This is a genomic window from Streptomyces sp. NPDC002867 (assembly GCF_053591895.1).
The window spans coordinates 20,926-40,134 of record NZ_JBSFUR010000012.1 but is presented as its reverse complement, the minus strand read 5'-3'; the positions used below and the strand labels follow the sequence as shown (position 1 = coordinate 40,134).

17 protein-coding genes are annotated in these 19,209 nt (G+C 71.9%); 6 read left to right on the top strand and 11 right to left on the bottom strand.

Features of this window, described 5'->3' with window-relative positions; all coding sequences use genetic code 11:
* Positions 1–73: 73 nt before the first annotated feature.
* The 3 genes from ACWD0A_RS14435 (at position 74) to ACWD0A_RS14425 (ending at position 5,093) form a co-directional block, all read left to right on the top strand.
* Positions 74–2,812, top strand: a complete 2,739-nt coding sequence (locus ACWD0A_RS14435; protein WP_451297935.1) for an N-acetylmuramoyl-L-alanine amidase — start codon at positions 74–76, stop codon at positions 2,810–2,812.
* 100 nt (positions 2,813–2,912) lie between these two features.
* Complete coding sequence (locus ACWD0A_RS14430; RefSeq protein WP_177152834.1) at positions 2,913–2,972, top strand: trp operon leader peptide; 60 nt, start codon at positions 2,913–2,915, stop codon at positions 2,970–2,972.
* A 96-nt stretch (positions 2,973–3,068) separates the two neighbouring features.
* A complete protein-coding gene (locus ACWD0A_RS14425; RefSeq protein ID WP_451297933.1) occupies positions 3,069–5,093 on the top strand; it encodes an anthranilate synthase family protein in 2,025 nt (674 codons plus the stop codon).
* A 58-nt stretch (positions 5,094–5,151) separates the two neighbouring features.
* On the opposite strand, the gene ACWD0A_RS14420 is transcribed toward ACWD0A_RS14425, so the two are convergent.
* From ACWD0A_RS14420 to ACWD0A_RS14405, 4 genes are all read right to left on the bottom strand, one after another.
* The gene (locus ACWD0A_RS14420; protein WP_451297931.1) at positions 5,152–6,180 is read right to left on the bottom strand and encodes a 6-phosphofructokinase; all 1,029 of its coding nucleotides are present in this window, start codon (positions 6,178–6,180) and stop codon (positions 5,152–5,154) included.
* 156 nt (positions 6,181–6,336) lie between these two features.
* Complete coding sequence (locus tag ACWD0A_RS14415; RefSeq protein ID WP_451297929.1) at positions 6,337–7,011, bottom strand: response regulator; 675 nt, start codon at positions 7,009–7,011, stop codon at positions 6,337–6,339.
* Complete coding sequence (macS, locus tag ACWD0A_RS14410; protein ID WP_451297927.1) at positions 7,008–8,261, bottom strand: MacS family sensor histidine kinase; 1,254 nt, start codon at positions 8,259–8,261, stop codon at positions 7,008–7,010. The genes ACWD0A_RS14415 and macS overlap by 4 nt, the downstream gene beginning before the upstream one ends.
* A gap of 31 nt (positions 8,262–8,292) precedes the next feature.
* Positions 8,293–9,045, bottom strand: a complete 753-nt coding sequence (locus ACWD0A_RS14405; protein ID WP_256356428.1) for a lysophospholipid acyltransferase family protein — start codon at positions 9,043–9,045, stop codon at positions 8,293–8,295.
* Between the two features lie 191 nt (positions 9,046–9,236).
* On the opposite strand from ACWD0A_RS14405, the gene ACWD0A_RS14400 reads away from it, so the two are divergent.
* Both ACWD0A_RS14400 and ACWD0A_RS14395 read left to right on the top strand, forming a co-directional pair.
* Positions 9,237–10,043 carry an alpha/beta hydrolase gene (locus ACWD0A_RS14400; RefSeq protein ID WP_451297925.1) on the top strand — a complete coding sequence of 269 codons (807 nt, stop codon included), beginning with the start codon at positions 9,237–9,239 and terminating at the stop codon, positions 10,041–10,043.
* The gene (locus tag ACWD0A_RS14395; protein WP_451297923.1) at positions 10,036–10,599 is read left to right on the top strand and encodes a hypothetical protein; all 564 of its coding nucleotides are present in this window, start codon (positions 10,036–10,038) and stop codon (positions 10,597–10,599) included. Before ACWD0A_RS14400 ends, ACWD0A_RS14395 begins: the two co-directional genes overlap by 8 nt.
* 386 nt (positions 10,600–10,985) lie before the next feature.
* On the opposite strand, the gene ACWD0A_RS14390 is transcribed toward ACWD0A_RS14395, so the two are convergent.
* The 6 genes from ACWD0A_RS14390 to ACWD0A_RS14365 form a co-directional block, all read right to left on the bottom strand.
* A complete protein-coding gene (locus tag ACWD0A_RS14390) occupies positions 10,986–11,747 on the bottom strand; it encodes an endonuclease/exonuclease/phosphatase family protein (RefSeq protein WP_451297921.1) in 762 nt (253 codons plus the stop codon).
* 68 nt (positions 11,748–11,815) lie between these two features.
* On the bottom strand, positions 11,816–12,757 hold the full coding sequence (locus ACWD0A_RS14385; RefSeq protein WP_177152809.1) for an ROK family glucokinase: 942 nt from the start codon (positions 12,755–12,757) through the stop codon (positions 11,816–11,818).
* A gap of 65 nt (positions 12,758–12,822) precedes the next feature.
* Complete coding sequence (locus ACWD0A_RS14380) at positions 12,823–13,269, bottom strand: DUF5304 domain-containing protein (RefSeq protein ID WP_451297919.1); 447 nt, start codon at positions 13,267–13,269, stop codon at positions 12,823–12,825.
* A 66-nt stretch (positions 13,270–13,335) separates the two neighbouring features.
* Positions 13,336–14,691 carry an ArsA family ATPase gene (locus ACWD0A_RS14375; RefSeq protein ID WP_451297917.1) on the bottom strand — a complete coding sequence of 452 codons (1,356 nt, stop codon included), beginning with the start codon at positions 14,689–14,691 and terminating at the stop codon, positions 13,336–13,338.
* Positions 14,691–15,140, bottom strand: coding sequence for an SRPBCC family protein (locus tag ACWD0A_RS14370; protein WP_307715913.1), 450 nt, complete (start codon positions 15,138–15,140; stop codon positions 14,691–14,693). Before ACWD0A_RS14370 ends, ACWD0A_RS14375 begins: the two co-directional genes overlap by 1 nt.
* A gap of 144 nt (positions 15,141–15,284) precedes the next feature.
* Entirely contained in the window at positions 15,285–16,040 is a 756-nt protein-coding gene (locus ACWD0A_RS14365) for a metallophosphoesterase family protein (protein ID WP_451298127.1), read from the bottom strand.
* Between the two features lie 302 nt (positions 16,041–16,342).
* Here ACWD0A_RS14365 and ACWD0A_RS14360 point away from each other — a divergent pair, with 302 nt between their 5' ends.
* Complete coding sequence (locus ACWD0A_RS14360) at positions 16,343–18,139, top strand: AMP-dependent synthetase/ligase (RefSeq protein WP_451297915.1); 1,797 nt, start codon at positions 16,343–16,345, stop codon at positions 18,137–18,139.
* 331 nt (positions 18,140–18,470) lie between these two features.
* Here ACWD0A_RS14360 and ACWD0A_RS14355 read toward each other — a convergent pair whose 3' ends face one another.
* Positions 18,471–19,181 (bottom strand): TetR/AcrR family transcriptional regulator, encoded by a 711-nt coding sequence (locus ACWD0A_RS14355; RefSeq protein ID WP_451297913.1) that lies wholly within the window; start codon positions 19,179–19,181, stop codon positions 18,471–18,473.
* Between the last annotated feature and the right edge of the window lie 28 nt (positions 19,182–19,209).

Sequence of the window (19,209 nt, the reverse complement as noted above, 5' to 3'; positions counted from 1 at the left end):
GGGCCTTGAACAGGGGTGGGGCGTGAATCCGAGACATCGGAGAAACCGTAAGAAACGATCGATCCTGTACGGAGTGGCCGCCGCCGTCGTGGCGTCGGCCGTCGCCGGCACGGTCGCCGTCGCGTCGCCGGATCTGCTGGGCGGAGACGGCGAGACGGCGGCGGTGGCACCGGGGGCCCAGCTCCAGGCGGAGTTCGCCCAGGCCGCCGAGGAGTTCGACGTTCCCCAGAGCGTGCTGATGGCGGTCTCGTACCGGCAGACGCGCTGGGAGTCGCACCGCGGCGAGCCGAGCGTCACCGGCGCGTACAACGTCATGGGGCTGACCAGTGTCCAGCCGGGGGACGTCGAGCAGCACGACGCCAAGGAGCGCCTGGCGCACCTGAACGCGAGCGGCAACCCGGAGATCGAGAAGACCTTCGACGCCGAGAAGGCGCTGGCGGCCCTGCCGAAGGAGACGGTCGACACCGACGACCCCCGTCTGCACACGCTGGACGAGGCCGCCGAGCTGATCGACAGCTCCGAGGAGTCCGTGAAGGCGGACGCCGGCGAGAGCATCCGCGCGGGCGCCGCGCTGCTCGCCGAGTACCAGAAGGAGGCCACGGGCGACCTGCCCGAAGACGCCGACGAGTGGTACGCGGCTGTGGCGCGCTACAGCCAGTCGCCCGACAAGAAGGGCGCCGACCTGTTCGCGAAGCGCGTCTTCGAGTCGATCCGGAAGGGTGAGCAGAGGCTCACGACGGACGGCCAGCAGGTCACCCTGCCGGCCGACCCGACCGTGAACCCGGTCAAGCCGTCGAGACTGCCACTGGCGACGACCGTGAGCACGACGGCGACTCCGACGCCCGAGTGCCCGGCCGGCCTGAACTGCAACTACATCCCTGCCGAGGTCCCGAGCACCGGCCAGCGCAACTACACGCTGGCGAGCCGCGCGGTGAACGGCTTCGACATCCGCCGGATCGTCGTCCACGACACCGAGGGCAGCTACGCCGGCACCATCAGCACCTTCCAGAGCTCCACGGCCAGGGGCAGTGCGCACTACCTGATCCGCGCCTCCGACGGTCTGGTCACCCAGATGGTCGAGAACAAGAACATCGCCTGGCACGCGGGCAACTGGACCGCGAACATGCACGACATCGGCATCGAGCACGAGGGCTACGCCATCAAGGCGGGCAGCTGGTACACGGAGCCCCAGTACGAGTCCTCCGCGGCCCTGGTGAAGTTCCTGGCGGCCAAGTACGGCGTCCCGATCGACCGTGAGCACATCATCGGCCACGACGAGGTGCCGGGACAGCTGGACGCCAAGGTCGCCGGCATGCACTGGGACGCCGGTCCGTACTGGGACTGGAACCACTACATGTCGCTGATGGGCGCGCCCACCGGTGCCGGCGGCGCGGGCGGACCGCTCAAGGCCGGCCAGCTGGTGCGTGTCGTGCCGCCGTTCACCACGGCGAACCAGCCCACGCTGACCTACGGCGGCGCGTCCAAGCCGGTCGACCCCCGCCCGTCGAACTTCCTCTACCTCTACACGTCGCCGTCCACGTCCTCGGCCACTATCACCGACCCCTACTTCCCCACGTACCTGTGGTCCGAAGGACCGAACTGGGGGAACAAGGTCGTCGCCGGCGGCACCTACGTCGTCGCCGAGGCTCAGAAGGACTGGACCGCGATCTGGTACGGCGGAAAGAAGGCGTGGTTCCGCAACCCCGGCGGCCAGTACACGGCGCCTGTCACCGGTGGAACGCTCGTGAAGCCCATCACCGGAGCCAAGCTGTACGGGCGGTCCTTCCCGGAGGCGTCGGCCTACACCGGCACCGGTCAGGCGGCCCCCACGGACAACCCGGACTACCTGTCGAAGTACACGGTCGCGACCGGTCAGGCCTACGCGAAGGCCGGCGACATGGTCCTCGGTGACGACTACTTCGGTTCCTCGCAGGTCCGGGTCGTCGGCAAGACGGACACCTACATCCCGATCCGCTACAACCACCGCCTGGCCTGGGTGAAGTCGACCCAGGTCACGGAGGCCACGCCCACCGCTCCCGACGCCGGCACCACCCGGTTCAACGTCCTCGGGCGTGACTCCGGCGGCAACCTGTACCAGTACCAGGGCACCGGCAGCGCCTCCGCGCCGTTCTACGCCCGGTACCGCGTGGGCGGTGGCTGGCAGCAGTTCAACACCCTCACCAACCTCGACACCCTGCGTGCCGACGGGACCGGCGACATGGTGGCCCGGGACTCCTCCGGCACGCTCTGGTACTACCGGGGCAGCGGCAACAAGAACGCTCCGTTCCTGACGAAGCTCAAGGTCGGGACGGGCTGGGGGCAGTTCAACCTGCTCGTCGGCACCGGTGACCTGACCGGTGACGGCAAGGCCGACATGATCGCCCGTCAGAGCTCGACCGGCAGCATGTACCTGTACCGGGGCACGGGCGACCCGGCGGTGCCGTTCCTGACGAAGCTCAAGGTCGGCGACGGCTGGGGCAAGTTCAACACCCTGGTCGGCACGGGCGACCTGAACGCCGACGGCAAGAAGGACATCGTCGCGCGCGACGGCGCCGGTGCGCTGTACCTGTACAAGGGCACGGGCAGCGAGACGGTCCCGTTCGCCGCACGGACGAAGATCGGCGACGGCTGGGGACGGTTCAACACCCTCGCGGGCACCGGGGACCTCACCGGTGACGGCAAGGCCGACATGATCGCCCGCGAGTCGGCGGGCGCCCTGTACCTGTACAAGGGCACCGGCGACCCGGCCGCCCCGTTCGCCGCACGGACCAAGATCGGCGACGGCTGGCAGATCTACAACCTGCTGATCTGACCCGTACGGCATCCGACAGGCACCCCGCCCGCGGCGCGGCGGCCGTCCTCATCGTGGGACGTGCCGCGGCGCCGCGGGCGGATGCGTTAGGGTCGGCGTCATGTTCGCGCAGCAGATCCAGAACTGGTGGTGGACCGCACATCGGCGGCCCACCTCCTGATCGCGCGCAGCACCGGATCGAGAAGGCCGCCCGAGGGGCGGCCTTCGGCGTTTGCGGACCGGCGGCCGTTCCTCTCCCACCCGGAAGGAACCCCGCATGACCGACAGCCTCATCAGCCGGCTCCTGGACGACGACTGCCCGCCGTTCGCCCTGCTGCACCGCCGTACTCCCGGCCGTGACCACGGCACCGTCGAGATGCTGGTCGGGGACGTCCACGACGTCGAACGCCTCGCCGCTCTCCCCGGGGGCGAGCGCCCCGCACTCGCGCTGGTCCCCTTCCGTCAGATCGCGGAGCGCGGCTTCGACGTACGCGACGACGGGACGCCGCTCACCGTGCTGGTCGCCGACGAGAGCCACGAGCTCGCGCTGGACGAGGTCCTCGCGGCGCTCCCCGCGCACTCCGTACGGGTCGAGGGCGGGGCCTTCGACGTCGGCGACGAGGAGTACGCGGACATCGTGCGCCGGGTGATCGAGGACGAGATCGGGCAGGGCGAGGGCGCGAACTTCGTGATCCGCCGCACCTTCACCGGACGGATCCCCGGCTTCTCTCGCGCCGACGCCCTGGCCCTGTTCCGGCGTCTGCTGGCCGGTGAGCGGGGCGCGTACTGGACCTTCGTCGTCCACACGGGCACCCGGACCCTGGTGGGCGCGAGCCCCGAGGTGCATGTGCGGATGACCGGCGAGGGGGGCGAGCGCGAAGCGCTCTCGTGTGAGGGTGGTGGTGGGAGACGGGCGGGCGGGACGGTCGTGATGAATCCGATCAGCGGCACGTTCCGGTATCCGCCCGAGGGCCCGAGCGCCGAGGCGCTGCTCGGCTTCCTCGACGACCGCAAGGAGCGCGAGGAGCTGTCCATGGTCGTCGACGAGGAGCTGAAGATGATGTGCACCGTCGGCGACATGGGCGGTGTCGTCGTGGGGCCGCGGCTCAAGGAGATGGCCCATCTCGCCCACACCGAGTACGAGTTGCGTGGGCGTTCGTCCCTCGATGTGCGCGAGGTGCTGAAGGAGACGATGTTCGCGGCCACGGTCACGGGTTCGCCGGTGCAGAACGCGTGCCGGGTCATCGAGCGCCACGAAGTGGGCGGCCGAGGGTACTACGCGGGCGCGCTGGCGCTGATCGGCCGGGACGGGACGGGCGCGCAGACCCTCGACTCGCCGATCCTGATCCGCACCGCCGACATCGACCCGGGAGGAGCTCTGCGGGTCCCGGTCGGGGCCACGCTCGTACGGCACTCGGACCCGCTGGGCGAGGTGGCCGAGACGCACGCCAAGGCGGCGGCCGTGCTGGCCGCCCTGGGGGCGGTGCCGGGGCGCGCCGAGGAACCGGCCGCGCGGCCCCGGCTCGCCGACGACCCGCGTGTACGGGCGGCGCTGGACGCACGGCGGGCGGACCTGGCGCCCTTCTGGCTGCGGATGCAGGACGGGGCATCCCCCGCGCGGAGAGCCCGGGGAGGCTCCGCGCGGCTGTCCGGGCATGCCCTGGTCGTCGACGGCGAGGACACGTTCACGTCGATGCTGGCGCACCTGCTGCGCTCCTCGGGCCTGGAGGTGTCGGTGCGCCGGTACGACGAGCCGGGCCTGCGGGAGCGGGTGCTCGGTCACCGGGGGCCGGTGGTGCTGGGGCCGGGCCCCGGCGATCCCGCCGACGCGGGCGACCCGAAGATGCGGCTGATGCGGCAGCTCGCCTCCGATCTGCTGCGCGGGCACCGGGACGGGCCCGCCCGTCACCCGACCACCGCCCCTCATCGAGGTCCTTCGGACCACACCTTCCTGCTCGGGGTGTGCCTCGGGCACGAGCTGATCGCGGCCGAGCTGGGTCTGGACATCGTCCGCAAGGACGAGCCGTACCAGGGCGCTCAGGAGCGGATCGACTTCTTCGGACGGACGGAGACGGTCGGCTTCTACAACAGCTTCACCGCGCGCTGCGACGAGGCGGGCGCGGCGGCCCTGCTCGCCGACCGCGGGGTCGAGGTCGCCAGGGACACGGCGACGGGGGACGTGCACGCCCTGCGAGCACCGCGGTTCGCGTCGGTGCAGTTCCACCCGGAGTCGGTGCTGACGCTCGACGGCGCCTCCCTCGTCACCGAACTGCTCTCGGCGGTCCCGGCCCACCTGGCCTGAGCGGCCGGCGGCGCCGCGGGGACGCGTCCGCCCTCGCGGCGCCCGGTCCGGCGGGGGCTCAGCCGAAGAAGACGCCGACCTCCTCGTAGAGCGCCGGGTCGACCGTCTTGAGCTTGGCGGTCGCCTCGGCGATCGGCACCCGCACGATGTCGGTGCCGCGCAGCGCGACCATCTTTCCGTAGTCGCCGTCCCGCACCGCGTCGATGGCGTGCAGCCCGAACCGGGTGGCGAGCCAGCGGTCGAAGGCGCTCGGGGTGCCGCCGCGCTGGACGTGGCCGAGGACGGTGGTGCGGGCCTCCTTGCCCGTACGGCGCTCGATCTCCTTCGCCAGCCACTCCCCCACGCCGGAGAGCCGGACGTGGCCGAAGGAGTCGAGCGAGCCGTCCTTGAGGACCGCGTCGCCGTCCTTGGGCATGGCTCCCTCGGCGACGACCACGATGGGGGCGTAGCTGGCCCGGAAACGCGAGGTCACCCAGGCGCAGACCTGGTCGACGTCGAAGCGCTGCTCGGGGATGAGGATGACGTTCGCCCCGCCCGCGAGACCGGAGTGCAGGGCGATCCAGCCTGCGTGCCGGCCCATCACCTCGACCACCAGGACGCGCATGTGGGACTCGGCCGTGGTGTGCAGCCGGTCGATGGCCTCGGTGGCGATGCCGACGGCCGTGTCGAACCCGAAGGTGTAGTCGGTGGCGGACAGGTCGTTGTCGATGGTCTTGGGCACGCCGACGCACTTGACGCCGTACTCCTCGTACAGCCGAGCCGCGACGCCGAGCGTGTCCTCGCCGCCGATCGCGACGAGCGCGTCGACCTCGTGCTTGGCGAGGTTCTCCTTGATGCGGCGGATGCCGGTCTCTTCCTTGAACGGGTTGGTGCGCGAGGAGCCGAGGATGGTGCCGCCGCGGGGCAGGATGCCCCGGACGGAGGGGATGTCGAGCGGGACGTGGTCGCCGTCGAGCGGTCCGCGCCAGCCGTCGCGGTAGCCGACGAACTCGTACGCGTACTCCTGGACGCCCTTGCGGACGAGGCCGCGGATGACCGCGTTGAGGCCGGGGCAGTCGCCGCCTCCGGTCAGTACTCCGACACGCATGGAACTTCCCTTCGCCTGGGATGGGCCCTACGATCGCCACGCTAATGGTGATCCAGGTCACTCAGGGATGGGGCGAACGGTCAATTCCTGTGCTTCTCGGGGAGGTTGAGGGCGGGCATTCACTCGTACGGGTAGCACGGCGGGGGTGACGGTGACTCAGGCGTCGTCGAGACCGGCCTCGATCGCGTACCGCACGAGCTCCACACGGTTGTGCAGCTGGAGCTTGCCGAGGGTGTTCTGCACGTGGTTCTGCACGGTGCGGTGCGAGATGACGAGGCGTTCGGCGATCTGCTTGTACGACAGCCCCTTGGCGACCAGCCTGAGCACCTCGGTCTCCCGGTCGGTCAGCTGCGGGGCCTTCGGGGCGTCGGCGCCCGGTGAGGGGGCGGGGTCGGAGGCGAGGCGGCGGTACTCACCGAGGACGAGACCGGCGAGGCCCGGTGTGAAGACGGGGTCGCCCGCGGCGGTGCGGCCCACGGCGTCCGTCAGCTCCTCGGTGCTCGCCGACTTCAGCAGGTAGCCGGTGGCGCCGGACTTGACCGCCTCGAGGACGTCGGCGTGCTCTCCGCTCGCGGACAGCACCAGCACCCGCAGCCCGGGCAGGGCCGCGACGAGCTCCTTGCACACCTGCACGCCGGGCAGCTCGGGCAGGTTGAGGTCGAGGACGAGGACGTCGGGAGCGGCGGCCTTGGCGCGGCGCACGGCCTGCGCGCCGTCCCCGGCCGTGGCGACCACGTCGAACCCGGCCGTCGCCAGATCGCGCGCGACCGCGTCCCGCCACATCGGATGGTCATCGACGACCATCACCTTGATCGGCTGTTCTCCGGTCATTTCTCCGCCTTCCCCCGTGGGATTCTCAACTCGACTTCCGTGCCCTGCCCCGGGACCGAGACCAGCTCGGCCGTGCCGCCCAGGTCCCGCAGCCGGCCGCGGATGGACAGGGCCACTCCCATCCGTCCCTCCCCCTCGGCCTGCGCGAGCCTGCCCTCCGGGATGCCGGGGCCGTCGTCCCGGACCGTGACGATCACCTCGTCCGGCCAGTCCTCGACCAGGATCCACGCCTGGGCGTCCGCCCCGGCGTGCAGGCGCACATTGTCCAGAGCGGCGCCGGTGGCCGCCGCGACCTCCGCCGCCGCGTGGGCGGGAAGCAGCACCGGGGCGCCCGGCTCCGAGAGCGTCACGCGCGAGCTCACGAAGGAAGCGAGCAGCGTCCGCACGTCGCACGGCTCGTCCGGCTCCTCGGGGAGGCGGCCGGCCAGGGCGGTGCGGGCGCCGCCACCGGCCGGCGCCGCGTCGTCCGCGGGACCGGCGCTCCCGTTCGACGGAGCACCGTCCGCCACGGAACGCGGCGGCGGGAGCAGGCCGCCCGCGACCAGGCTGCGCAGGGCGACCTCCTGCTCGCCCGCCATCCGGCCCAGCTCGGCGGCCTCGCCGCCGAGCGCGGTGCCGCGCCGCTGCACCATCGCCAGCACCTGGAGCACGCTGTCGTGGATGTCGCGTGCCAGCCGCTCGCGCTCGCGGGTCGCGGCCTCGATCTCCAGGGCGCGGGCGAGGGTGCGCTCGGAGGCGCGGGCGACCTCGACGACGTAGCCGATGGCGATGGAGGCGACCCAGACGAGCAGCACGTTGTGGAAGGTGTCCCGGCTGGGCTGGCCGCGCTCGATGATGTTGGCAACGGCGACCAGTGAGGAGGCGAACCCCGCCCAGCGCCAGCCGCCCTTGATGGCGAAGGCGAGGACGGAGCCCGCCGTCCATATCGACGGCAGCGTCGGGCCGTCCTGCGTCTGCGCCTGGGCGTCGGCCAGCGGGGTGAGCAGGATGCCGGTCAGCGCGAGGGTGAGATCCGCGATCAGGAATCCACGCGTGCAGCGGGCCGCGTTCGACACCTTGGGCAGCGTGGCGAGGGTCCAGACGACCATCACGGCGAGGAAGCCGACCGCGACGGCGGGGCGTTCGAACTTGTCCTGCTGGAACACGAACAGCAGCACCGCGTAGACCATCGTCAGGACGCGGTAGCCGGCCAGCGCACGCCACAGCGGCAGCTCGACCGACATCCGTACGACGCGCTCGCGCCTGGCCATCTCCCCCACCCCTGAAGCCGTGTCCGGTCGGCTAGGCCGCCGGACGCTGCGCCTTCTTCGCCTTCTCCGCCTCGGCCCTGGCGGCCTTCTCGGCCTTCTCCGCGTCGGCGATCTGCCGCTTGGCGGCCGCCGCGTAGATGTCGACGTACTCCTGGCCGGACAGCTTCATGATCTCGTACATGACCTCGTCGGTCACCGAGCGCAGGATGAAGCGGTCGCCCTCCATGCCGTAGTACCGGCTGAAGTCCAGCGGCCTGCCGATCCGGATGCCCGGGCGCATCAGCTTGGGGACGATCTTGCCGGGCGGCTGGATCTTCTCCGTGTCGATCATCGCGACCGGGATCACGGGCGCGCCGGTCGCCAGCGCCACGCGCGCGAGCCCGCCGGGCTTGCCGCGGTAGAGCCGGCCGTCCGGGGAGCGGGTGCCCTCCGGGTAGATGCCGAACAGACCGCCGGACTCGATGACGTCGATCCCGGCCTTGATCGCCGCCTCGCCCGCGCCGCGGGCGCCGGAGCGGTCCACGGGGAGCTGGCCCACGCCCTTGAAGAAGGCGGCGGTCAGCCTGCCCTTGACGCCGGGCGAGGTGAAGTACTCCGCCTTGGCGATGAAGGTGACCTTGCGGTCGAGCACGGCAGGGAGGAAGAACGAGTCCGAGAAGGACAGGTGGTTGCTCGCGAGGATCGCGGGGCCCTCGGCCGGAATGTTCTCCAGGCCCTCCACCCAGGGCCTGAAGGCGAGCTTCAGCGATCCCCCGATGGAGAACTTCATGGCACCGTAGATCAACTCGAAATCCTCCCGTGTGTTCTCGAACAGACCTTAACCCCTGGTGACCCCCCGTCCTCCGTTCCGGTGCCGCTCGCGCGGTGACGGCCCTGGTCGGTGTCGGTCCGGTCGCGTACCGTGAAGTACACCTGCGGGCCTCACACGCGCCCCTCGTCCAACTCACGTGCACACCTCACGAACAGGAGACCCCGGTGCCGGTCCTTCCTGGAGCCGAGCCTTTCCGCCACGAAGGCGGCGAGGTCGGCGTCCTTCTCTGTCATGGATTCACCGGTTGCCCGCAGTCGCTGCGCCCCTGGGCCGAGTACCTGGCGGAGCGCGGGCTCACGGTGTCCCTGCCGCTGCTGCCGGGACACGGCACACGCTGGCAGGACATGCAGGTGACCGGCTGGCAGGACTGGTACGCGGAGGTGGACCGCGAGCTGCGCTCCCTGCTGGAGCGGTGCGGCCGCGTCTTCGTCTTCGGCCTCTCCATGGGCGGCGCGCTCACCCTGCGCCTGGCCGCCAAGCACGGGGACGCGGTCCGCGGCATCGCGCTGGTCAACCCGGCGAACAAGGTGCACGGCGCGATGGCGTCGCTGCTGCCCGTGGTGCGCCACCTCGTGCCGTCCACGAAGGGCCTGACCAGCGACATCGCCAAGCCGGGCGTGCAGGAGGTGGGGTACGACCGGGTGCCGCTGCACGCCGCGCACTCGGTGCGGCAGTTCTTCCGGCTCGTGGACGGCGAGCTGCCGCAGGTCACCCAGCCGATGCTGCTGATGCACAGCCCCGACGACCATGTGGTGCCGGCCGCGGACTCGGCGCGGATCCTGAGCCGCGTCTCGTCGACGGACGTCACGGAGATCCTGCTGGAACAGAGCTACCACGTGGCGACGTTGGACCATGATGCGGAGCGGATCTTCGAGGAGAGTTACGCGTTCATCGGCCGGCTCGCTCCGGAGGCCGGGACCACGGGGTCCCCCGCGACGGAGTCCCTGGGAGGGAGCACGACCGGTGGCTGAGCAGCACGATGCGGACCGCGAGCCGCAGCCGATAGACGAGGAGGCCGCGTGGGCGGCCATCGTCGCGGGGTACGGCGAGGAGCCGGCGGACCCGCCGGGCGCCAAGCCCTTCAAGTCCGTCGAGGACCTGGCGGGCCTGGAGAGCGGGGTGAACGAGTCGCCGTCGTCACGGCCTCCGGAGGACCCTGCCGACGACAAGCCCGCGCTGGGCAGCTCGGTCACGTTCGCTCCGGAGGTCGGGGGCGGCGGCCCCCGCGACTACCAGGTCCCCGAGCCGAGAGACGACGACCTCGACGAGAGCGACGAGGGCCACTTCGTCCCGCCGGAGCCGCCGCCGCTTCCGGAGGCGGACGTCACGGCGAAGTTCGCGTGGCTGGCGGTGGTGGGCGGCCCGGTGCTGATGCTCGTCGCGGTCCTGCTGCAGTGGGACATGACATGGTGGCTGACGACGCTGTGCATCGGAGGCTTTCTGGGCGGGTTCGCGACGCTGGTGGCGCGGATGTCGTCGGGCGACGACGACGACCAGGACGACCCGGGGCGGGGCGCGGTGGTGTGACGGGGGCGTTTCGGCCTGGCGGCCGTGTGCGGTAGCCCCTGTCCCGTAACGGGCTCCGCCCGGACCCGGTACCGCGCTGCGCGCGGTGAGGCGTTCGGAGGCCCGTTGCTCGACCCGGCGGCATGGGCCTGGGCGGGGTGCGCGGCGCCTGCGGCGGGCGTCCCCCACCCCGCCCCTTCCCGTAACCGGGGCAAGCCCCGGACCCCGTACCGCGCTTCGCGCGGTGTCCTCAATCGCCGGACGGGCTGCCATGCAGCCCCGCTGGGGGCAGCACCTCCCACGGCCGCCAGGCCGTAGGGGGAGATTGAGGCGCGGAGGCCGGGGGCGGAGCCCCCGGTTCGGGACCTCGGGCAGCACGCGCACGCCAGGGCACCGCGCCCCGGGGCCTACGACGCCGGCACCCGCAGGGCCGCCAGGACCGGGAGGTGGTCCGAAGCCGCTCGGAGGTCCGGGTCCGTCACGCCGGGCAGGCCCCGGGGGACGCCGCAGCCCAGCACCTCCACCCCCCGCGTCGCGAAGATCGCGTCGATCCGCTGGTGCGGATCCGCCGGCGTCGACGTGTGTTCGTCGCCCCAGGGGCGCACCGCCCAGCAGTCCTGCAGCGAGCCGGCGAGGCGGCCGAAGCTCCGGCCGCCGGGGCTTTCGTTGATGTCGCCCGCGGCGACCGCGTGCGGCGTGCCCATCGCGGCCAGCCGGTCCAGCAGCATCCCCGCCTGGGCGTAGCGCTCGTCCGTCTGCAGGCTCAGGTGGCAGCTGACCACCCCCAGCCGGGCCCCCGCGAACCGGACGACCGCCGTGGCGAAGCCGCGCCGGTGCCGGCCCGGGGTCAGCGGCAGCAGGACGTCCTCGGTGCGTTCCACGGTCGCCCGCAGCGAGCACAGCAGCAGCGGCCCGGCGGCCGTCGCGCCGCCGGACAGCATCACCAGATCCGTCCTGGCGGCGAGCCGCGCCGCGTGCTTGCGCCAGCGGAAGAAGCGCGGGGCCTCCTGGACGAGGACGAGGTCCGGCTCGCAGGCGCGGATGACCCGGGCCAGTGCCTCCTCGTCGTCGCGCATCGACCGGATGTTGTAGCTCAGCGCCCGGATCACGGCCGAACCGTCCGGTTCGGTACGGGAGTTGGGAAGGGCGGGCAGCATGCTGATGGCCATGTGGATCAAGATACGACGGTGCCCGCCGCAATCCCACGAGGACGCGACGGGCACATGGCCGTACGGGCTCAGCCCTGGCGGGCCAGGTCGGCCGCGCCCACCAGGCCCGCCTTGCCGCCCAGTTGGGCGGCGAGGACCTGGGCGTGCGGACGCCACTGGCCGCCGATGAGCCAGCGGCGGAAGGACTTGCGGATCGGGTCGAGCACCAGGTCGCCCTCGTCCGAGACACCGCCGCCCACGATGAAGGCCGACGGGTCGAACAGCGAGGCCAGGTCGGCCAGACCCGCGCCCGCCCAGCGCGCCAGCTCACGGAAGGAGTCGACGGCGACCGGGCAGCCCTGCCGGGCGGCCTGGCTGATGTGCTTGCCCTCGATGCCCGCGATCGTGCCGTCGCCGAGACCGAGCAGGACGGTCGCGTTCTCCGGGGTGGCATTGGCGCGCTGCTTCGCGTAGCGCACGAGAGCGCGGCCCGACGCGTACTGCTCCCAGCAGCCCTGGCTGCCGCAGCCGCACAGCAGACCGTCGGGGACGACGCGGATGTGGCCGAACTCCGCGGCGACGCCGAAGCGCCCGCGGCGCAGCTTGTTGCCGATGATGATGCCGCCGCCGAGGCCGGTGCCGAGGGTGATGCAGATGACGTCCTCGTGGCCCTGGCCGGCGCCGAAGCGGTACTCGCCCCAGGCCGCCGCGTTGGCGTCGTTCTCGACGACGACGGGGAGGCCGACGCGCTGTTCGACCTTGTCCTTCAGCGGTTCGTGGCGCCAGTCGATGTTGGGCGCGAACAGGACGGTGGCGCGCTTGTCGTCGACGTATCCGGCCGCACCGATGCCGACGGCCTCGATGTCGTGCCCCTGGCCGGCTCCCGCGACGGCCGCGCAGATCGCGTCCACGATGCCCTCGGGAGTCGACGGGGTGGGCACGGTGTGCGTCTCGAGAATGGCGCCCTCTTCGTCGACCACGCCCGCTGCGATCTTCGTGCCGCCGATGTCGACGCCGATGGTGAGTCCCATGTGTCCCTCAGTATTCGGTCGAGCCCCGCTACGGCCAACCGTACCCGAGGGCGGGCACACGCTGGTCAGTCCAGGTCGATGTGCTCGCTCGGCCCGGGCCCGTCGTCGCGGGGGTCGTCGGTGTCCTTGGCGGTGTGGGAGCGCTGGGTCCAGCGGCGCTCCTGGTTCTCCACGGCGGAGCGGTAGGCGGCCAGGAGCTCGCCCCCGGCGGCCGCGAGATGGTCGAAGACCTGCGGGTTTCGCTCGATGACGGGCTCCACGGCGGCCTTCGCCTGGTTCACGAACTGCTGCACGGCGTTCTGTGCGGCCATGCCGGGCAGCGACGTCTGGAAGGCGGTGACCTTGTCGGCGACGACGTCGAAGAGTTTGCGGAGTTCCTCGGCCGCGGAACCGGGCGGCGCCCCGTACTGCGCGCTGCGGCGGGCCTGCTCGGCCTTGAGGTCCTCCTCGCACGCCGTTGCCCAGGCGTCTGCGTCGGCGTCGGTGTCGGGACGCTCGGTGGCATCGCTCATGGCGTACTCCTGCGGCAGGGCTGAGGGGTTCGTGTACTCGACGTTACCCGAACGGCGGTACCGCGTTCATCGTGCCCGCGGCCACAGGGCGGGGTCCGGCGTGAACCGCACGCTCAGGGTGTCGTCCTTGAGTCCCGCGCCGGCGACCGTGCAGCGGCGCAGCGCGGACGGCAGCGGGAGGATCCGGCGGAACGGTCCGACGGTGATCAGGAGTTCATCCCCACGGCGTACGAGGGTGAGCTGCTCCTTGACGGCGCCGGGCAGGCCGAGGTGCCAGACCAGCGTGCCGTCGTCGGCGGGCTCCGGCTCCTTGGGGATCTCGCCGTCCCGGTCGTGCCAGATGGTGTCGGTGTCCGCGAGCGGGGTGATCCACTCCTGCCGGCGCACGGCCTCCTCGTACACGTTCTCCACCCGCCCCGGGCCCGGCCGGGGTCCCTCCCGGTCCCCGTGCAGGGCCGCCACGAGTCCATAGAGGTCGTAGCCCTCCGGGTCCTCGGTGAACGCGTGCGCGAGGGAGCCGCGGTTCGCCTCCTTCTGCAGTCGTGCGAGGTCGTCGAGGCCCCGGGGGTCCCGGCCCAGGTGCGGCAGCAGGCAGACCGAGCCGGCCGGTATCCAGGTGGCCACCCATTCCTGCCGGCACCGCTCCTGCTGGGCGGCGAGCGAGGCCACGAACGGGTCCTCGGAGCCTTCGGGGACGCAGCGGTTGGCCACCACCGTCTCGACACGGTGGCCGAACAGGCCAAGTCCGGCGCGGGCGGTGCGCAGGGCGTCCGCGGCCGCGGGGCCCGGCTCGGCGACGAGGGTGAGGGCGGTGTTCCCGGACTCGATCACGGACTGGACGCCGGCCAGTTCCGTGTCCCAGCGCTCGGCGGTCTCGTACAGCCACTGTGCGGGCATGGGCACGCCGGCGAGCTGGGCGAGCATGGGGCGCAGCGCGCGGGCGGCCTGCCGTTCGGCGGGGAGCAGGCGGCGCAGGTAGCGGCGCAGCTGCTCGGGCAGGGCGAGCAGCGCGATGGTCTCGCGCAGCGGCGGCATGTCGACGACGAGGACGTCCCAGTCGCCGCGGGAGGCGACGGTCAGGGCCCGCAGCAGTGCGAACTGGTCGCTGCCGGGAAGTTCGGTGAGCTCCTCGTCCTCGAGCCGTGCCGCTCCGAGCAGGTCGAGTCCGGCCGAGGCGCGCTCCTGGAGGTCGAGGAACTCGGCGCGGAAGTCGGCGCCGGCGTCGACGAGACCGGCCCACAGTCCGTCGGCGATCCGCGCCGGACGGGCGGGCGTGCCGGTGACCGGGACGCCGAGGACGGCGTCCGCCTCCGCGGACAGCAGGAGCGTGCGGCGGCCCGTCGCGGCCGCGGCGAGGGCCGTGGCCGCCGCGACGGTGGTGCGGCCCGCGCCGCCGAGCCCGGTGACGAGGACCCGGCGCATCAGGCTCCCGCGCCGCTCTCGACGCGCTTCTTCAGGCCGGCCAGGGCGCGGTCGATGATGACCTTCTCGGCCTTGCGCTTGATCATGCCGAGCATGGGGATCTTGACGTCGACGGTGAGCTGGTAGGTGACCTCGGTGCGGTCGCCGCCGCCGACGGGGGCGAGGCTGTACGAGCCGTCGATGGAGCGCAGCATCTGCGACTTCACCAGGGTCCAGCTGACCTCGTTCGCACCGTGCCAGGTGTACGCCAGGGTGTGGTCGTCCTTGATCGCGCCCGCGTCGAGGACGAGGCGGACCTGCTCGGCGCGGCCCTCGGCGTCGGTGGCGAGCACCTCGGCCTCCTTCACCTCGCCGGTCCACTCGGGGTAGCGGGCGAAGTCGGAGATCACGCCCATGACATCGGCCGGCGCCGCATCGATCGTGATGCTCGAGCTGGTGTGTTCCGCCATCGCTGCGGCTCCTCAACAGTGCGGTGATGACCGGGGTGGTGTGGTGGTGAGCAGGCTATCGCGAGCGGCACGCCCGGCGGCGGCGGGCCCGGCCGACGGCGCGGGGCATGCCGCGCCGTGCGGACGCACCGGCTCGCCGGCCGCTCACCAGGTCAGCGACCAGGGCCGGCCGGTGGACGCGAAGTGCCCGACGTTCACGCACTCCGTCGCGCCGATCCGCATCCGGCGGGCGAACGGCTGGTGGACGTGGCCGAAGAGGGCGTAGCGGGGCCGGGTGCGCCTGATCGCCGCGAGCAGGGCCCGGCTGCCGCGTTCGAAGCGGCGGGCGACGGTGTCGTACGTCAGCTCGGGGACGTCGGGCGGGATGTGGGAGCAGAGGACGTCGACCTCGCCCAGGGCCTCGACCTTGGCGGCGTAGTCCTCGTCGGAGATCTCGTACGGGGTGCGCATCGGGGAGCGCAGTCCCCCGCCGACGAAGCCGAAGACGCGGCCGCCGATCTCGACCCGCTCGCCGTCGAGGACGGTGGTGCCGGGCCGGGCGAACTCCGGCCACAGGGCGGGGATGTCGACATTGCCGTACGTGGCGTACGTCGGCGTGGGGAAGGCCGCGAAGATGTCGGCGTACTGGCGGCGCACCGCGGACTCGATGGCGCTCTCGCGGTCGATGCCGAGCTCGGCCCAGAGCCTGCGGCCCAGGTCGCGGGCCTCGTCGAAGCGGCGGGCGGTGCGCAGTTCGACGATGAGGTCGGCGTTCTCGACGCCGAAGAGGTCGGGGAAGATGCCGCGCGAGTGGTCGGCGTAGTCGAGGAAGAGCACGAGATCGCCGAGGCAGATGAGGGCGTCGGCTCCGTCGCCCGCGATGGCGAGATCTTCGGCATTGCCGTGCACGTCGCTGACCACGTTGACTCGCATGCCTCGCATGGCGATCACCCTAGAGCGCCCTGCGGGACGCGGGTAGAGGGGGGCGGAGCTGCGATTGCTTTCGGGGCAGGGACGGAGTGGAATAGTCTGCCCGGTGTCCAGCCATTGCCGTGTGACGCAGGGAACATTGGCCGGGAACCCCTATCGGGAACTGCGTACTGATGGGTAACGTCCGGGCAGTCCAGTCGTGCTCGCCCCCCACGAGCACCTGCCCGATCTTGGACCGCAACCGGTGCATCACACAGAGCCGTGGCACCGGCGCCCGATGAGGAGCAGCAGTCTTGCGCGAGTTCAGCCTTCCGGCCCTGTACGAGGTCCCGACGGACGGCAATCTGACGGATCTCATCCGCCGCAATGCCGCGCAGCACCCCGATGTCGCGGTCATGGGCCGCAAGGTCGCAGGTACGTGGACGGACGTCACCGCCACCCGGTTCCTGGCCGAGGTGGTGGCCGCTGCGAAGGGCCTGATCGCCGCCGGCATCCGGCCCGGCGACCGCGTGGCGCTGATGTCCCGCACCCGGTACGAGTGGGTGCAGCTGGACTTCGCGATCTGGAGCGCGGGCGCGGTCACCGTGCCCGTGTACGAGACCAGCTCGCCCGAGCAGGTCCAGTGGATCCTCGGCGACTCCGGTGCGGTCGCGGTCGTCGTCGAGAGCGACGCGCACGCCGCCGCCGTCGAGTCGGTACGGGGATCGCTGCCGGAGCTGCGGCACGTCTGGCAGATCGAGAAGGGCGCGGTCGACGAGCTGACCGCGGCCGGGGCGGACGTCTCCGACGACCTGGTCGAGGAGCGCAGCGCGACCGCGAAGGCGGACGACCCGGCGACCATCGTCTACACCTCCGGCACCACCGGCCGCCCCAAGGGCTGTGTGCTCACGCACCGCGCGTTCTTCGCCGAGTGCGGCAACGTGGTGGAGCGCCTGAAGCCGCTGTTCCGTACGGGTGAGTGCTCGGTGCTGCTGTTCCTGCCCGCCGCGCACGTCTTCGGCCGGCTGGTCGAGGTGGCCTCCGTGATGGCCCCGATCAAGCTCGGCTGCGTGCCGGACATCAAGAACCTCACCGACGAGCTGGCCTCCTTCCGGCCGACGCTGATCCTCGGCGTGCCGCGCGTGTTCGAGAAGGTCTACAACTCGGCGCGCGCCAAGGCGCAGGCCGACGGCAAGGGCAAGATCTTCGACAAGGCGTCGCAGACGGCGATCGCGTACAGCCGCGCGCTGGCGACGCCCTCGGGCCCCTCGCTCGGCCTGCGGATCAAGCACAAGGTCTTCGACAAGCTCGTCTTCAGCAAGCTGCGCGCGGTGCTGGGCGGCCGCGGCGAGTACGCGATCTCCGGCGGCGCGCCGCTGGGCGAGCGGCTCGGACACTTCTTCCGCGGCATCGGTTTCACGGTGCTCGAGGGCTACGGCCTGACCGAGTCGTGCGCGGCGACCGCGTTCAACCCGTGGGACCGGCAGAAGATCGGCACGGTCGGTCAGCCGCTGCCCGGTTCCGTGGTCCGGATCGCGGACGACGGCGAGGTGCTGCTGCACGGCGAGCACATCTTCTCCGGCTACTGGAACAACGAGGCGGCCACGGCGGAGGCGCTGGCGGACGGCTGGTTCCACACGGGCGACATCGGCACCCTCGACGAGGACGGCTACCTCGCGATCACGGGCCGCAAGAAGGAGATCCTGGTCACCGCGGGCGGCAAGAACGTCGCCCCGGCGGTGATAGAGGACCGTATCCGGGGTCACGCGCTGGTCGCGGAGTGCATGGTCGTCGGCGACGGCCGCCCGTTCGTGGGCGCGCTGGTCACGATCGACGAGGAGTTCCTGGCCCGCTGGGCCGCCGACCACGGCAAGCCGGCCGGTTCGACGGCGGCGTCGCTGCGGGACGACACGGACCTGCTGGCGGAGCTCCAGAGGGCGGTGGACGACGGCAACGCGGCGGTGTCGAAGGCGGAGTCGGTACGGAAGTTCCGCGTGCTGGCCACGCAGTTCACGGAGGAGGCGGGGCACATCACGCCGTCGCTGAAGCTGAAGCGGAACGTGGTGGCGAAGGACTTCGCGGACGAAATCGAAGCGATCTACGCCTCCTGACGGGGGCGCCTTGCCCCCGGGCCCCCGCCCGGGGGCGCGCCTGTCGGGGCTCGGCCCCAGCCCCCGCGCCTCGAACTCGCCCTTCGGCCTGGTAGCCGTGGGAGGCCAATGCAGTTGCGTTTGAATTGCGGAGATCGTTGCCCCGCGTGTGACGGGTGGGGCGCGGGCCAGCGGGTGCGGGGTCAAGAACCACCTCGGCCCCGGCGGGCCATCCGCTCGCGCACGCCGGAGGGCGTCCGACAGGAACCGTGGGCGTACCTCGCCGTCCACCAGGGACCCGCGCCAGGCGCGGCATCGTGCAACTCCGGCCGCTGGGCCCACAAACCCGACCTCAAGGCCGAAGAGCACCCGCCGGGCCGGAAGGCGCGTCTGGCCCGCAGGACAGCCCTGGCCAGGGCCTGCCGCTCCGATCACGAGAGCCGGGCACCACTGGCAGCATCCGTCCCCAGCCACGTGCGACCGACCGGCGACATCGGCCGGGTTCGTCTCCTGCGCTGGTGAACAGTGCGGTCAGCATGGGCGCGCCCTGAGCGAGTGCCTGGTGCGGCAGGGGGCCTGTGGCGACAAGTGAGGCGAGTCCGTGGCCGATGGTCCAGCTCTGTGTTGCCAGTTCCAGCGGGTCGACCTCGTCACGGAAGCGGCTGTTCGCCTTGGCCCGGTCGATGGCGCGGACGAGGCGGTGCAGGGTTTCGTCCGCGGCGCCGGTGTCTTCGAGGTCGAAGCCCGCGTCGAACATGACGCGGTAGAGATCGGGGTTCTCCAAGGCATGGGCCAGGTAGGCGGCCCCCAGGGCGGCGAGGTCTCGTACGGGGTCCGCAGACATCTTGACGGCCGCGAGTTGGGCGGCCAGGCGTGTGAAGCCTTCCTGCCGCAATGCCTTCCACAGGCCGTCCATGCCGCCGAAGTAGGTGTAGACGGCCATCGTTGACACGCCGGTTCCGGCGACCAGGGTGCGGAGTGTGACCGGTTGCCTCGTCCGCAGCATCTGTGCGGCTCGGTCGAGCAGCAGGGAGCGGACCACCGGATCTTTCGTCCTCGCCATGGCCCCACAATACATAGCATCGCTATGC